This is a genomic window from Microbacterium sp. p3-SID336 (assembly GCF_025143365.1).
GTDB lineage: Bacteria > Actinomycetota > Actinomycetes > Actinomycetales > Microbacteriaceae > Microbacterium.
This window is the reverse complement of record NZ_JALXPE010000041.1, coordinates 20,511-36,093: the sequence shown is the minus strand read 5'-3', so window position 1 is coordinate 36,093 and position 15,583 is coordinate 20,511. Positions and strand designations below refer to the sequence as shown.

The window sequence follows — 15,583 nt, the reverse complement described above, 5'->3', positions numbered from 1 at the left end:
GGCCAGCTGCTCGTCGGTCGACTGCAGCGACTGGGCCGCCACGTCGAGGAAGCGGGCCATGCCCTCGATACCGGCGATGGTCGCGGTCGCGCCCTGGTTGAACTGCGCGTAGGACGCGTCGAACGCGCCAGAGGCGGACGTGGTCACGAAGCCGCCCGAGACGAGCTGCGACACGTAGGCACGCAGGTTCTTCAGCTGGGTCTCGATCTCCTGCTGGCCCGTGCGGAGACGGCCAGCAGCGTCCTTCATGTCGGCGTAGCTGACTTTGAGGTTCGTCATGGTGTTACCTTCCGGTCGCCCCGGCGGGTGCCGGAGGTGTTCTTGTCCTTCGAGAGTAACGAAGGGGCGCTGCCCTGCACATGGGGAGAAGTCCCCATGAATCCGGGACGGCCTCTCACACCGTCTCCGGGATCACGAGCGGGAACTGCACCCGCACGATCTTGCCGCGCTGCGCGAGCACGGCCCTGCCCACCGGGAACTCGCCCCGGCCGATCCGCGGCAGCGGCGCCTTGAGCACCAGCTCGCCGTCGATGGTCTCCGGCTGCAGCACGACACCGCGCCGGGCCTGCTTGATCTCGCCGAGCAGCCCGAAGTTGCTCGTCCACTCGCTCGTGTCACCCGTGAACAGCAGCAGCAGCTCGCCCCTGGTCGCGCGCTTGACGAGGTCGGACAGCGGCATCTCCAGCAGCGACGAGGCGAACTCGGCCACTCCCTCCACGGCCACGACGGGCTTCAGGCCCTGCTCGGCCTTCTCCACGATCTCCGCCACGGCCGCGGTGCCGCTGATGCCGTCCGCTGCCGTCGAGGTCCAGGTGACCGCCGCACGGGCCGGGGATCGCGTCGAGCCGAGGAACAGCGTCGGCGTGCCGGGGCGGGCCCGCAGCACCTGCTGTGCGATGGCGGCCAGCGCGTTGCTCTTGCCGCTCGCGGGGGGCCCGGCGATCACGAACGTGCCGGTCGGCTCGATGCCGAACGGACCCAGGTCGCTGTCGGCCAGACCCACCACGAGCTGGTCGCCGACCGTGGCCGGGATCTCCTCCACGCCGTAGCGGAGCGGCAGCGCGCGCACGGGCGGGGCGTCCGGCACGCCGCGGCGGGACATGGACGCCGCCATCCGCTCGATCGCCAGGGACTGCTCCTTCATGCTGCGGGTGCCGCCGATGATCGCGATCTGCGCCTCGTTCTCGCCCACGATCGCGCGGCCGGGCACCGACTCGGGCGTCAGCACGTCCTTCGGGACGTTCAGGATGTTGTACGCGTCCGTGTCGGCCATGCGCAGCACCACCCGGCGCTGCAGCATCGCGTTCAGCGCGCTCGGGATGCTCTGGAAGCGGTCGGCCGACAGCACCACGTGGATGCCGACCGCACGACCGTCCGACAGCACCTCCTGCAGCGCGTTGTACGTGTCGGTGCGGCCGATCACCGCCTCGTAGTCGTTGCGGAACGCCGCGAACCCGTCGATCAGCACGAGGATGCGCGGCTCGTCGGTCTTGCCGGAGAGCTGCCGGTACTCGGTGAGGGTCGCCGCGCCCACCGCCGAATAGGCGTCCCCGCGGCGGTCCAGCTCCTGGCGCAGCGTGGCGAACAGCCGTGCCACGCGCTCGGCGTCGTCGCCCGAGATGACCGAGCCGACGTGCGGCAGCGGCTCCAGCATGCGCAGAGCGCCGGAGCCGAAGTCGAGCCCGTACACCTGCACGGGTCCGCCGCGCGGCGTGATGCCCGCCGACACCGCGAGCGTGCGCAGGGCCGCGGACTTGCCGGAGCCGCTGGTGCCGTAGATCACCATATGACCCTCGGTGTCGGGCAGGAAGTGGAACGGCACCTGCTCCTGCCGCTCGGGCTCGTCGATCACGCCGAGCAGCAGCGCCGCGTCCGTGCGCTGCGGCAGCTTGAGCTGGTCGAAGGTCGGGGCCAGCTCGTCCAGCCACGGCCGCCGGGGCTGCGCGACCTGGGCCGCCTGCGCCGCGAGGACCATCGTGCTCACCAGCCGCTGCTGGTCGTTCGGGCCCAGATCCTCGTCCACCACCACGGCGCTCTCGTCGATCGGCAGCTCCCACGAGCCCTGGTCCGTGCTGCCGAACGCGGCGATGGCGACGTCCGTGCTGTCGCTCTCGCCGAGGCTCCATCCGCCCGAGTACGCGGACTGGAACAGCGTCATGCGGCCGGGACCCGTCTTCGCGATACCGCGACCGGGCGTGCCCGGGTCGAACAGCGCCGCGTCCTTCGTGCCGATGACGTCGTTGCTGTCGGTCTCATCGGCCATGCGCAGCGCGACGCGGAGGTTCGTGTTCGCCCGCAGGTTGTCCTTGATGACACCGGCAGGACGCTGCGTCGCCATGATCAGGTGGATGCCGAGCGAGCGACCGCGCTGAGCGATGTCGATCACGCCGTCCACGAACTCCGGGACCTCCTTGGCGAGCGCGGCGAACTCGTCGATCACGAGCACGAGGGCCGGCGGGGCCTGCGGGTCGCCCGCGCGCTCCAGCTCCAGGATGTCCTTGGCCTTCTTCCGGTTGAACAGGTGCTCGCGATAGTGCAGCTCCGCGCGGAGGCTCACCAGCACCCGGCGCACGAGGTGCTCGTTGAGGTCGGTCACGATGCCGACGCAGTGGGGAAGGCTCACGCAGTCCGCGAACGCCGAGCCGCCCTTGTAGTCCACGAACAGGAAGGTGAGACGCTCCGGGCTGTACTCGGTCGCCATGCCCAGCACCCACGCCTGCAGGAACTCGCTCTTACCCGAACCGGTCGTGCCGCCGACCAGGGCGTGCGGGCCCTGCTGCCGCAGGTCGAGCTGGAGCGCCCCCTCGGCACCGGCGCCGACGAGGGCACGGAGCTTGGGCTGGTACCGCCGTGCGGACCCGACCTTGCGGCGCGAGTGCAGCGAGTCGTTCTGCGTCCACCGGTCGACCACGCTCTCCGGCTGCGTGGCCATGTCGCGGCCCAGCAGGTGCAGCATCGAGATCGTGCGCGGCACGTCGCTGCGGTCGAGCGCCACCTCGCCCGCGTCGGTGAGCCGGGCCAGCGCCCTCGCGAACACCGCGAACTGCTCGCGGGTGAGCTCGTCCACCGCGAGGTCGTCGATCACCTCGCCGAGTCGCACGAAGTGGGCACTGTCGGTCGCGGCGAGCTGCACGAACGTGCGGCAGGAGGCGGGGAGGGACGCGGTGTCCTCCGTCAGCCACACCGGGAAGATGCCGCGGGAGGCCGCCCGCTCCGAGAGCTGGATCAGGCGCCCGCGGTCGACGGGGGCGTCCGGCGCGATCAGCACGACGATCGCCGGCTTCGGCACGGCGTCGTGACGGTTGCGGGAGTCCTCTCCGACCTTCGAACCGCTGTTGGTCGCGGCCTTCTCGGCCTCCAGCGCCCCGAGCTCCACGGCGTCGCCGCTCCGGGTCGACCGCGTGGCGATGAGCTCCTCCAGCCGCGCGACGATCTGACCCGCGGACGTCGGCCCGTCGCCGATGGGCTGCACGCCGAGCACGGCCTGCGCGGACCACGCATGCGGCAGCCACTTGGCATCGGCGAGCTGGGCGCCCCAGCGCGGACCCCACAGGCCCACGACGCCGAGGTCGGCGGGCGCGTGCAGTCCGGTGAGCTGTGCGAGCAGTGCCCTGGCGTAGCCGGTCGAGCGACCGCCGAGCCCGGCGATGCCGAGGGCGCCGACATCCGTCAGGTCCTCCAGGATCGGAACCTGCGGCACGATCCGCGTGGCGTCGACCACCGCGTCGAGCTTCTCCACGTACTCGGGGATCGCGCGATCGCGGCCGTTCGAGTCCTTGACCGAGCTGCGCGAGCCGGTGTCGCCGATGCCGAGGCGCACGTGCAGGAACGACCAATGCTCGGTGCGGCGGGTCCAGATCAGGGGCCCGGCGGCGAGCGCGGCATCGCTGACCTCGCGGAGCAGCGGCACCTCGCGGCGCCGCACGTCGATCTCCCGCTCCCGCTCGCTCTGCAGCCGCGCCTCCAGCCGTTCGAGCTGTTCCTCGAAACGCTTCTTGTCCTCCTCCAGCTCGCGCTTCTGCTGGTTCTTCGTCGTCAGCCAGGTGCCGATCATGAGCAGCGGGGAGAGCGCCACGAACATGATCGAGAGGATGCTCTGCGTGAAGAAGTACATCGCGCCGCCCATGAGCAGCGGCGCCACCAGGGTCAGCAGCGGGAACGGCTGCTTGCGGGCGGGGACGGGCAAGTCGGTGCCGTCGAGCTCCTCGCCGAGGTAGCGCTCCTCCACGCGGGGCGAGCGCACGAACTCCACCTGGCGGATGGACGCCTCGGCCGTGGTGGGCCCGGCGACGCCGGTCTCCACCTGCACGCGGACGGGGGTGTCGCCCAGCACGACCGCGAGCTCGCCCTCCGCCGCGACCAGCCGCACCACGGAGGCGCCGTCCACGAGGATGCCGTTCGCGGAGTTGAGGTCGATCAGCTCGACGCGATCGCCGATCTCCAGTCGCGCGTGCTTCTTCGACACGAGCGGATCGTCGATCACGACGTCGCAGGACTCGTCGCGGCCGAGCACGATCGTGCCGCGGGTGAGGGCGATCGAGCGCGCTCCCTGGCCTGCGCCGACCTCCAGGCGCCCGACCACCGGTCGCTGTTCGTACGAGGCTGGCACGACGCGCACGGTCGCGCCGTGGGCGAGGCCGACGTGCGCGAACGTGGACTCGGGGGCGAGCAGGTCGCCCGCGCCGGACACGACGGAGCTGTAGGCCTCCAGCGTCACGGCCGACGGGTCGGCATGCGCGAACGCTCCGAGCGGGTCGGCGCGCACGATCATCGCCGCGATGTCGCCGATCGTCGCGGTGCTCTCGGCCGTGACCTCGATGTCGCTGGATGCCGCACCCTGGCGCAGCAGCGTCAGCCGTACCTTCACTCGTTGTCTCCCTCTGCCTCACTCGGCTGCGGTGCGTCCAGCAGCGGGAGGTCGTCCTTCGTCACGAGCCGCGACGCGATCACGTGCTCCACGAGCCGCGCCCGGCGGTTCGTGGCGAAGCTGCGCTGCCCGCCGCGCATCCCTGGCACCCCGACGCGGTCGAACTTGTCGCACACGTTGTCGAGCTTGCGGTTGAAGCGGGTGACGGTCCATCCCAGGCGCTCCGCGGCCTTCGCCGAGGACGGGATCTCGCTCATGCCGGTGCCGTCACGACGCAGCTGCGGCTCGGCCAGCGCCAGGATCAGCAGCTTCTGGCTCAGCGTGAGCGGCACATCCCCGATCGTGGACATGCCGTCGTCGTCGTAGTCGCGCTTGGTCGCGCGGAACGCCGGCTCCGCGGCGTGCAGCACCAGTTCGTAGGTGGTGGGACCCGCGCTGAACACCACCGTGGTCGTCTCGAACACCAGCGGCAGCCGCGCGCCAGGCGCCAGCCACGCCTGCACTCCGCCCGCGGAATCGGTGACCGTGGCCGTGAGCCGGGTGCCGATGTTCGTCAGCCACCACAACCCGTCGCCCTCGCTGATCTCCAGGAAGTGCCGGTGCAGGAACAGGTTGTCGTCGAGCGCCAGGTCGCCCTCGCGCCCCACCACGAAGCGACTGCCCTGCTCGATCGGGTAGTACTCGCCCGCGAACTCGACCGTGACCCCCGCGCCCCCGGTCACCCGACACACCCCGTGACGGGTTCGGACGCCCGGCCGTCGCCGCGCCGCAGCATGACCTCGATGCACACCTCGCCGGCCGCCGCAGGGGTGAAGGTCACGGTCTCCTCCGCGGCCTGCTTCACGGCAGCGTCGGCCGCGCCTCCGGTCTCGGTCCAGATGTAGCTGTCGTCCTCACGCGGGTCGGGGTTCTGCCACGTGAACGTGACCTGCTCGCCCGCACGGACACCCGTGAGCTCGGTGACCTTGGGCACCGCGTCGGAGACCGGGTCCTGCGGGTCGACGGCTGCCTCCGTGTTCTCGGGGGCCGGAGCGGGCGCGAGGCCGGACACCAGCACGTTGAGGCCCACGATGCCGCCGACCACCACGACCACGGCGGCAGCGGCCAGGCCGATCCACATCCCGGTGCGCGAGCGGCGCGGCTGCGCGCCCGCGGCGGTGTCCGTCTCCGGGGCGCGCGGGGGTGCGGATGCCGGCTCCGGCGCGGCGGGCGCGGGGGCCTCGGGCTGGACGACCTGCGGCGGGCGGAGGATCGTGCGGTCGTCGCGGTCGGGCGCGGGCGAGGCCGGAGCGGACGGGACCGCGGCCGCCGCAGCGGCGGCGGCGCCTCCGTCGCGGCGCTGCGTCTGCTCCACGTCGAGCTCGGGGCGCGGCGGCATCTCGAACCGCGGGGCGTCCGGCAGCGCGGCCGACGGGCCCTTCGGCTGCGTGGCGGCGGACGGGCGGGTCGACGTCGACACGTGCGGATCGATGCTGACGATCTCGCGCACCCGCGTCAGCCCGTCGTTGTCGTCGTCGAGATCCTCCGCGGGCGGGTGGTCGTCGACGATGTCGATCGGCGTCACCGAGTGCGACAGCTCGATCTGCACCTTCTGCAGCGCACGGGCGAAGGCGACGGCGCTCGGGAAGCGGTCGTCCGGGTTCTTCGCCATCGCGCGCTCCAGCAGCCGCTGCAGGCTCTCCGGCGAGTCCGGCCGCCCGAGCGCGGGCAGCGCCGCACGCTCGATGCGCTCGATCAGGTCGGCGCTGGAGTTGCGCTCACCCGGACGCTCGAACGGCGAACGCCCCGCGAGCAGGGTGTACAGCGTCGCGCCGAGGGCCCACACGTCGGTGCGCGGTCCGCTCTGCGGCGGCTCGGCGAACGACTCCGGCGGCGACCACGGGATCGACATCCCGGAGGCCTCGCCCGTCGCACCCGTCGTGGAGGCGATGCCGAAGTCGGTGAGCGCGGGCCGGTTGTACTCGGTGACCAGGATGTTCGCGGGCTTGATGTCGCGGTGCAGCACGCCTGCCCGGTGCGCGGTCTCCACGGCGCCTGCCACCTGGATGCCGACGCGCAGCGCTTCGGCGACCGAGAACGGCTCCTTGCGCGAGCGCAGCTGCAGGTTCGGCCGCGGGCAGTACTCCATGACGAGGTACGGGCGCCCGTCACCGGCGACTCCGGCCTGGTAGATCGTGACGATGGCGGGATGCGTGGACAGCATCGCCATCACGTTGGCCTCGTCGGCGAACTCCTGAGCCGCGCCGCTCGAGATCCGGTCGGCGAGCAGCACCTTCACCGCGACGCGACGCCGCGGCATCTCCTGCTCGTACAGGAAGACGTCGGCGAAGCCGCCGGTGCCCAGCGGCTCCACGTAGGTGAAGCCGGGAAGGGCGGGCGGCGGCGAAGGGCGGCGACTCACGGCAGGTCCTCGAACGCGACGGTCACTCCGTCGCCGAGATCGACCACGTCGCCGGACAGCACCAGGGTCTGCTCGCCCGGGTGCAGTCGCAACGGGTCGGCGCCCGGACGCAGCAGCGTGGACCCGTTGGTGGTGTGCAGGTCGATCACCACGACGGTGTCGCCCTCGGGCCGCACTTCGAGGTGGCTGCGCGAGATGTCCTGCTGCGGGCTCTCCACCGCGATGAGGTGCGGAAGGCTCGCACCGCTCGCCCGCGTGGACCGCGGACGGCGGCCGATGATGACGGTGCGGTCGAGCGCGACGACCTGGCCGGTCGAGACGCGGATGCGGCCCGCCGCCGCGGAGGGTGCGGGCGGCGCGACCGGGATGACCTCGGTCGGCGCGTCCGGAGCCGCGGCGGGCTGCTGGCGCAGGTCGCGGAGCTCGGCGGCCGAGATGGTCGAGCCGTCGTGGTCGCCCGCTGCCGCGGCCTCGGCGGCGGTGGGCTCGACCGGAACCTCCGGCTCCTCCGGCGGACGCACGGCGGCCGCCTCGATGGGCGTGTGCACGGTGGCACCCCACAGGTGGTCGAACTCGTCGACCGGCGGCGCGAGTGTGGCCTCGGTGGGCACGAGGGTCGCGTCGGGCACGGCCTCGGCGGCGGTCGCGGACTCCTCGCCCTGCGGCGCCTCGACGGGCTCGTCCACGGAGGTGGGAGCCTCGTCGGCAGCGGCTGCGGCTGCGGCTGCGGCTGCTGCTGCGGAGTCGGCAGCCGCGGAGTCGGCGGTGGGCACGCCGGCAGGCGGCGGCAGCGGAACCGCGGTGCCGGCGACCGGGGCGGACGGGGTCTGCGCCGACGGGGCCTGCGCGGACGGGCGCGGCGCCTCGGACAGCACGGGCGCCGGTCCCGCGGCACCCGTGATCGCCTCGGCATCCGTGGGCTCCAGCTCCGCCGTCACGGCGGACGCCAGGACGATTCCGGTGTGCACGGGCAGCGCCGTGTCGGAGCCCTCGCCGTCCACGGTGATCTCGACCGCGGAGGCACCGGGCACGAAGCGCTCGCTCCACGTGGTGACATCGGCACCGGAGAACCGCTCGCCCTCCGCGTCGGCACCCGTCACCCGCACCGTCAGAGCACCCCGCACGGCCACGCGCGCATCCGTGCCCTCCCGCACCGCCGCGACGAAGGAGGGCATGTCGGCGAAGGAGCCGCCCGCCTGCGTCGTGAGCACGTCGATCACGGTCGCGAGGCTGCGCTCCCCGGGAAGACGCTCCCACAGCGTCGAGACCGTGGCACCGGGCACGTCCGGCGGCAGCGCCACCAGGGCACCCGGGATCACGATCAGATACCACTGCCCCGGTCGATAGATCGTCTGCATCAGCGAACCCCTCCTGCTGCGGCCTCGCGCGGGCGCGTGTCGGCGTCGATGTCGGTGTCGTCGGACAGCAGGCGCGTGCCGGGGCGCGAGGCCACCGACACCGCATCGACGACGACCACGGTGATGTTGTCCCGTCCGCCGGCCTGCACGGCCTCGTCGACGAGGATGTCGGCGGCGCGCTGCGGGTCGGGCTCCGAGCCCAGGATCTCCGCGATGCGGGCGTCCGGCACCTCGGTCGTGAGTCCGTCGGAGCAGATCAGCATCCGATCGCCGAGCTCGGCGGGGAACAGCCAGTAGTCGGCGTCGCCCGTGCTGCTCGCCCCGATGGCCCGCGTGATGATGTTGCGGCGACGGTCGTGGGCGGCCTCCTCCGCGGTGAGCTCGCCCGATTCGATGAGCTCCTGCACGACGGAGTGGTCGACGCTGATCTGCTCGAGCTCGCCGTCCGCGAAGCGGTAGGTGCGCGAGTCGCCGATGTTCACCGTGAGCCAGTAGCCCATGCCCTCGACCGACGCCACGACCACGCCGCTGAGCGTGGTGCCCGCACGGCCGTTCCCTGCGGTGGAGAGCGCCTCCACGGCGGAGCGGGCGCGGGTCAGTGCGTCGAGCAGATCGTCGAGCTCCAGATCCACGCGGCCGATGTAGCGGGCGAACTCGTCGATCACGGTGGCGCTCGCGCGCTCCCCCGCCTCGTGGCCGCCCATGCCGTCGGCGACCAGGAACAGCGGCGGACTCGCCATGTAGGAGTCCTCGTTCAGCGGGCGGCGCAGCCCCGAATGGGTCGCCGCCCCCGTGGAGACCACCAGCGGGACGCTCATGCGTAGCCTCCCACCATGACGACGCGATCGCCGATCTCGATCACGTCGCCGAGCCGGATCGGCACGCGCTGGCCGGCCGGGCACGCGATGCGCTGCCCGTCGCGGACGATCGTGAGGCCGTTGGTCGAGTGGCGGTCGAGCACCCAGCCGCCCGACGTCTCCGAGGCGGCCTCGAAGTGCGTCTTCGACAGCGACAGCGTCTCGTCGCGCACCGGCACGATCACGGCGCCCTCCTCCACGGCCGGGTTGCGACCGAACACCGTGCGGCGCGACACCGGGATGCGCGTGCCGTCGTCCCACGTGAACACCAGCCGGTGCCCGGGGATGCTGATGCGCGTCTCCTCCAGGTCGTCGGCATCGGGGGCGGCGGGTGCCGGGGCGGCCGCGGGGGCCGGGGTGGCGGGATCGGCAGAAGCCGGTGCCGGAGCCGGGGTGGAGGACGGGGTGGCCGGAGCCGCAGCGGCCGGGGCCGACGGGGCCTGAGCCGGAGCAGCGGCCGACAGGGCCGAAGCCGGGGCCGCAGGAGCCGGAGCGGGAGCAGCGGGGGCCGCCGACGGAGCCGAAATGGCGGACGGCGTGGCGGGAGCAGCAGACGCAGCGGCAGGAGCCGCCGCGGCCGCAGGAGGCGTCGCGGGCAGCGGCGGAGCCGGGGGGACCGACCCGGCACCGGCACCTGCGCCGGAGCGCGGTGCCAGCGGGGTCCCTGCCACGGGGGTGGACGCCGCAGAACGATCCGCGGCGCGCGCGGGAGCCGCCGGGGCCGCGGGAGCGGCCGGCCGCGCGGGGCGCGAGTCCTGTGTGATCCCCGGGACGTACGCGATCATGCCCGAGTCGGACGGAGGAACCGCGGGAGCCGCGGCGGCAGGGACCGAGGCGGCCGACGCGGAGGCCTCGGCGGCAGATCCGGCGGGCGCGAACCCGGGCATGGGCGCCGGTGGCAGCCGCTCGAACGACGGAGCGGGCAGCAGCGGCGGGGCCTCTTCCACCGGCTCGGGCTCCGGCTCCGGCTCGGGCGCTGCGACCCTGGCGTCGAGCATCAGCGCGCCCACGGCCTTGTCGTGCCAGCCCTGGAACCGTCCGCTGCCGTCGAACAGCGGGCTGAAGTAGCCCACCACGATCGCGCCGGCCAGCCCGAAGACGAGGTTGCGCAGCAGGGCTCGCCCGAAACCGAGGGGCGAGCCGTCCGCCGCGCGCACGAGCCGCAGCCCCTGCGCGCGCATGCCGATCGACCCGCGACCCGCCTGCATGGCCGTGTAGACCACGAACCAGGCGAGGAGCAGGAGGCTCACGATCGGGCCGCCGATCAGGAGCGTCAGCAGAGACGCCTCCAGGCTTCCGGAGAGGGAGGTGGCGACCAGCAGGCCGCCGCCGAAGAGGATGCCCAGGCCGGCGGCGATCGCCGCATCGATGAGGTAGGCGATGGCGCGGCGGGAGATCGGCGCGATCTGTGCGAGCGCGGGCTGCGTCATGGGGTCTCCCTCTCGGAGGACGACGGCGTCGTGTCCTGCTTGCTGTCGATGGTGCCAGGTTCGCGGCGCACGCGCGCGGCTGCCGCATCCTTCAGGTTCTGCAGGCCCTGCGAGACGGCGGTCCCGCCGAGCAGCGAACGCAGGCTCAGGCGCGCCTTGGTGCGCTTCCAGAACCCGGCCTCCGCGCCCAAGCCGCCGACGATCTCATCGACCTCCTGCCAGAACGCGTCCACGTCCTCCGGACTCGGCTCCGTCGGCCCGAACACCTCGGCGTCCGCACGGTCCGCCAGCGCGGTCACCTGCGGCACGGCCAGGGAGGAAGCCACCACGGCGGCCTCCTCGCCCCGCGTTCCGCCCTGTGCGAGCGGGGCGCCGTAGTCCACTGCCCGATCGGTCAGCACGTCCCACCCGCCGCTGATGCGGTCGGCGGTGCGGGCCGCGGACCGGCGCGAGCGCCGACGCGCGGCCTTCCACGCGCCGATCACGATGAACGGCGACATCAGCAGCGCGATCACGGCCAGCGAGATCCCGCCGATCAGCAGGATCGCGCCGATGATGCCCGCGAGGTTCAGGCTCTCGTCCTCGGACTCACGATCGTCGGGCAGCGTCGGCGGCAGGTCCACCGGCTCCTGCGGCGGGGGCGGCGGCTGCAGCACCTGCGGCTTCGGGTCCACCCGCGGCTTGGTGTTCTGGTCGTTCGGCACCTGGTCCTCGGGCGGCGTCGGGTTGAACGTGACCCAGCCCACCCCCTCGAAGTTCACCTCGACCCAGGCGTGCACGTTGTCGCCCGTGGCCTCGAACACGGCCTCGCCCGCCTGCTCCTCGTCGGGGTAGTAGCCCATGACGACCCGTGCGGGGATGTCGAGCTGCCCGGCCAGCAGCGCCATCGCCACGGCGTACTGCTCGTCGTCGCCGATCATCTGGTCGGCGCCCACCAGGGTCGAGATGCGCTCGGCCGTGTGCCCGGCGCGGGACAGCACCTCGCCCTCGAGGCCGTGGCTGAAGAAGCCGCCCTCGGACAGGAAGTTCTCCAGCGCGCGCACCTGTTCGATCGGGCTCTCCGCGCCGGACACGGTCTCGGCCGCGAGAGAGGTGAGCTCCTCCGGCACGTTGCTCGGCTTGGGCATGGTCACGCGACCGAACGCCACTTCGGCGAGCTGTTCGTCGTCCGGCTGCGTCGCCAGCACGGCGTCGACCGCGTACTCGTCGCCCTTCTCCAGCGTCGGCGTGGCCACCGCGGTGCCCGTGGAGGTGTTCACGTAGGTGCCGCGGCGCAGCTCCTCCGCCCGGTCGCCGTCGAAGCGGATCTCGGCGAGCTGCCCTGCGGTCGGCATCCACACCCCGCGGTACTCGTCGATCGCGATCTTCAGCGTGACGGGGATGCCCTCGGCCTCCGGGGCCATGTTCGACCGGAGCGGCGCGAACGCGCTCGACGAGGTCGGGCCGCCGTCGGTCACGTTGTAGACCATGCCGTCGAACTGATCCATCACGGCGGTGCGGATGCGGCCGCCCTTCGGCAGGCCCTGCACGGTGAACAGGGTCTCCTCGGCCTCGTCGCGGACGTTCTTGCGGAACGCCTGCAGCGGGCTCGGGTAGTCGCGGATGTCGAACGGCGGGATGATCACGTCGCGGAACACGTGGCGCGGTTGCGCAGGCGCGGCGATGGCGCTCGTGGCGACACCGGCCCCGCCGGCCACCGCGAGCACCGCCACCCCGGCGAGCAGCCGCCGCATGCGCATGTGGGCCGCGCGGGAGGGGTCGACCTCGCTCACCGACACGGCCATGTTCTGCGGCGCCCACAGCTGACGCAGGGCCATCCACGCCATGCTCACGACGGCGAACACGAGACCCTGCACGAGCGGGAACGCGGGCTCGGGGGTGCCCAGCGCGATCACCAGCATCAGCAGCACGCCCGCGGGGATCAGCGCCCAGGCGACGACCCGCAGGCGCAGCGCGAGAGACGCGGTGAGCACCGAGGCCACGAGCGCCAGCAGGAACGGTGCGACCAGGTGCCCGTCGGCGGCGGCGACCGGTGCGACCGTGGTGAGCAGCTGCTTCCACGACGTGACCGTGCCGAGCGCGAGCTTCTGCAGGGTCTCCAGCGACGGGATGACACCGAGGATCGCGGTGTGCGGGAGGGCGAGCGCCCCGCCGAACACGAAGTAGGCCGCGACCGTGAGCCCCGCCACGATCAGGATTCCCCAGCGGCGCCAGGCCGAGACCGCCGCGATCGCCAGGCCCAGCACGACACCGCCGACCACGGCGGGCAGGAACGACGGTCCGGCGAACGTGGGCCAGAAGCCGATGAGCGCCGTCAGCATGAGCAGCGCGGTCGCCCCGAGGTCGAGGATCCAGCGGCGCAGCGGGAGCGCGGTGGCGGCGGGCGCGGGGGCGGGGGCGGCGGGCGCGGTCATGCGAGCACCTTCTGCAGGGCGAGCGGGAGCTGTGCGAGCGCGCCGACCGTCACGACGTCCGCGTCGCCGATGCGGCGCAGCGCCGGGGTGGTGGCGGTGCTGTCGGTCACCACGGCGAGCACCCTCGCGCCGAACGGCAGTCGCGAGCACGCGAGGCGCAGGTCGTCGGGGCGCACGCGCGAACCGCACACGAGCACGACGACGCTCGCCAGGGGCATCGTGGCGGCGACCACGCCCGCGAGTTCGGGCAGCCCGCCCTCCTTGGGCTTGCTGCCCTCGACGGCCGAGAGCGAGTCGAGCAGCTGCTTGCCGGTGCCGGACGGCAGTTCCCGCCCCTGCACCCGCATGTCCACGCGCTGCGAGTCGCGCAGCGCCCGCAGGCCGATCGACCCCGCGGCCGAGATCGCCAGCTCGAAGTCCTCGTCCGACGCGTATTCGGCGAGCGCGCGGGAGAGCCCGATCACGAAGTGCGAGCGCCGCGTCTCCTCGTACTGACGCACCATCATGGTGCCGGTGCGGGCGGTGGACCGCCAGTGCACGTGGCGCAGGTCGTCGCCGGGCTGATACTCCAGGAGCGCGTGGAAGGACACGTCGTCGCGCGAGAGGTCGGCGGCGGGGAGCCCCTCCAGGTCGCGCAGGTAACCGAGCGACTGCCCGTCGAACAGCACGGTGCGCGGGTGCACGAACAGGTCGACCGGCTCGTCCCGCCGGTGCGCGCGCTCGAACAGGCCGAGCGGATCGCCCCGGACGACGCTCACCGGGCCGACCTTCACCACGCCACGGCGGTGCGTGGGGATCGCGAAGAGCTCCTCCGCCTCCTCCCCCGGCGCCAGACGCTGGATGCCGAACTCGCCGCGGCCCGAGCCGACGGGCAGCACGACGCGCGAGGGCAGGATCGCCCTGGTGCCGCGGTTCGCGAGAGTGAGCGCGCCGACAGCCCGCTCGCCCACGACGACCCGCGTCCTGGCGAGGTCGAGCGACACGTCGTAGGCCGTGCGCCCGATCAGGAACAGCGCGCACACGGCCACCGCGATCGCCATCACCACGGCGGCGATCGTGAACTCGGCCCAGCCGGCGAGCTGCCCGAGCAGCCAGAAGCCGACCGCGAGCGCCATCAGCACCCACGCGAGCGGGCGGATCGCCGCAGCCATGATCCGGAGGCGCGACAGGACCCGCGCGCCGAGGACGGCCGCGATGTCACGCCAGCCGGCGTCGCGGTCCGTCGACGCCGGCGGCGCCTGCAGTGCCTCCGCGGTCATCAGGCCGCCGTTCGAGCCTGGGGTGCGGCCACACCGTCGAGCACGCGCGCGATCACGGTGTCGCTGCTGGTGCCGGCGAACTCCGCCTCCGCGTCGAGCAGCAGACGGTGCTGCCACACGGGCCGCGCGAGCGCCTTGACGTCGTCGGGCAGCACGTAGTGACGGCCCTGCGCGGCGGCCCACACCTTGGCGATGCGCACCATGGCGATGGCGCCGCGCACCGAGACGCCGAGGCGGATGGCGCTGTCGGCGCGAGACGCCTCAGCGAGCTCCGCCACATAGCGCAGCACGGCCGGCTCCACGTGCACGGTCGAGGCGAGGTCGGCCATGTCGGCCACCGCGCTGGTCGTGATGATCGCAGACAGCCCCGCCGAGGGGTTGCGCTCGGAGGCACCGGCGAGGATGCTCTCGGTCACCGCCAGGTCGGGGTAGCCGATCGAGGTCTTGATGAGGAAGCGGTCGAGCTGCGCCTCGGGCAGCTTGTACGTTCCGGCCTGCTCGACCGGGTTCTGCGTGGCGATCACGAGGAACGGGCGGCCGGTCTCGTGCGTGACGCCGTCCACCGTGACCCGGGACTCCTCCATCACCTCGAGCAGCGCGGACTGGGTCTTCGGCGAGGCGCGGTTGATCTCGTCGGCGAGCACGATCGACGCGAAGATCGGCCCCTTGTGGAACTCGAAGCGGTGCGACTGCTGGTCGTAGATCGTGACACCGGTCACGTCGGAGGGCAGCAGGTCGGGCGTGAACTGGATGCGCGCGCTGGTGCCCTGCACGGTGGCCGCGAGCGCCTTCGCGAGACTCGTCTTGCCCGTGCCTGGCGCGTCCTCCAGGAGCACGTGGCCCTCGGCCAGCATCGAGGCGAGCACCAGGCCGACGATCTCGCGCTTGCCCTGCACCGCCTTGTCGACGTTCTCCACCAGGCGCGTGAAGGTGCCGTGGAACCAGGCGGCCTGCTCGGGGGTCATTGTCATGGGTTGTCCTGTGCTCTCTCGATGGA

10 protein-coding genes are annotated in these 15,583 nt (G+C 72.9%); all 10 read right to left on the bottom strand.

Annotation, left to right across the window (positions count from 1 at the left end; all coding sequences use genetic code 11):
- The coding region (locus M3C17_RS12955; RefSeq protein WP_259978226.1) for a WXG100 family type VII secretion target at positions 1–279 on the bottom strand (279 nt) is incomplete at its 3' end.
- 115 nt (positions 280–394) lie between these two features.
- On the bottom strand, positions 395–4,867 hold the full coding sequence (locus M3C17_RS12950) for an FtsK/SpoIIIE domain-containing protein (RefSeq protein ID WP_259978224.1): 4,473 nt from the start codon (positions 4,865–4,867) through the stop codon (positions 395–397).
- On the bottom strand, positions 4,864–5,589 hold the full coding sequence (locus M3C17_RS12945; RefSeq protein ID WP_259978222.1) for a hypothetical protein: 726 nt from the start codon (positions 5,587–5,589) through the stop codon (positions 4,864–4,866). The genes M3C17_RS12950 and M3C17_RS12945 overlap by 4 nt, the downstream gene beginning before the upstream one ends.
- Positions 5,586–7,268, bottom strand: a complete 1,683-nt coding sequence (locus M3C17_RS12940; protein WP_259978215.1) for a serine/threonine-protein kinase — start codon at positions 7,266–7,268, stop codon at positions 5,586–5,588. The genes M3C17_RS12945 and M3C17_RS12940 overlap by 4 nt, the downstream gene beginning before the upstream one ends.
- Entirely contained in the window at positions 7,265–8,626 is a 1,362-nt protein-coding gene (locus M3C17_RS12935; RefSeq protein WP_259978214.1) for an FHA domain-containing protein, read from the bottom strand. The genes M3C17_RS12940 and M3C17_RS12935 overlap by 4 nt, the downstream gene beginning before the upstream one ends.
- Complete coding sequence (locus tag M3C17_RS12930) at positions 8,626–9,444, bottom strand: PP2C family serine/threonine-protein phosphatase (protein WP_259978213.1); 819 nt, start codon at positions 9,442–9,444, stop codon at positions 8,626–8,628. Before M3C17_RS12930 ends, M3C17_RS12935 begins: the two co-directional genes overlap by 1 nt.
- The gene (locus tag M3C17_RS12925; protein WP_259978212.1) at positions 9,441–10,913 is read right to left on the bottom strand and encodes an RDD family protein; all 1,473 of its coding nucleotides are present in this window, start codon (positions 10,911–10,913) and stop codon (positions 9,441–9,443) included. The genes M3C17_RS12930 and M3C17_RS12925 overlap by 4 nt, the downstream gene beginning before the upstream one ends.
- Entirely contained in the window at positions 10,910–13,327 is a 2,418-nt protein-coding gene (locus tag M3C17_RS12920) for a transglutaminase domain-containing protein (protein WP_259978211.1), read from the bottom strand. The genes M3C17_RS12925 and M3C17_RS12920 overlap by 4 nt, the downstream gene beginning before the upstream one ends.
- Positions 13,324–14,586 (bottom strand): DUF58 domain-containing protein, encoded by a 1,263-nt coding sequence (locus M3C17_RS12915; RefSeq protein WP_259978210.1) that lies wholly within the window; start codon positions 14,584–14,586, stop codon positions 13,324–13,326. Before M3C17_RS12915 ends, M3C17_RS12920 begins: the two co-directional genes overlap by 4 nt.
- Complete coding sequence (locus tag M3C17_RS12910; RefSeq protein ID WP_259978209.1) at positions 14,586–15,557, bottom strand: MoxR family ATPase; 972 nt, start codon at positions 15,555–15,557, stop codon at positions 14,586–14,588. Before M3C17_RS12910 ends, M3C17_RS12915 begins: the two co-directional genes overlap by 1 nt.
- Positions 15,558–15,583: the final 26 nt, after the last annotated feature.

Excerpts from the sequence above, each read along its gene's own strand:
- M3C17_RS12935 (WP_259978214.1), bottom strand. The coding sequence starts at position 8,626 with ATGCAGACGATCTATCGACCGGGGCAGTGGTATCTGATCGTGATCCCG.
- M3C17_RS12930 (WP_259978213.1), bottom strand. The coding sequence starts at position 9,444 with ATGAGCGTCCCGCTGGTGGTCTCCACGGGGGCGGCGACCCATTCGGGG.
- M3C17_RS12925 (WP_259978212.1), bottom strand. The coding sequence starts at position 10,913 with ATGACGCAGCCCGCGCTCGCACAGATCGCGCCGATCTCCCGCCGCGCC.
- M3C17_RS12920 (WP_259978211.1), bottom strand. The coding sequence starts at position 13,327 with ATGACCGCGCCCGCCGCCCCCGCCCCCGCGCCCGCCGCCACCGCGCTC.
- M3C17_RS12915 (WP_259978210.1), bottom strand. The coding sequence starts at position 14,586 with ATGACCGCGGAGGCACTGCAGGCGCCGCCGGCGTCGACGGACCGCGAC.
- M3C17_RS12910 (WP_259978209.1), bottom strand. The coding sequence starts at position 15,557 with ATGACAATGACCCCCGAGCAGGCCGCCTGGTTCCACGGCACCTTCACG.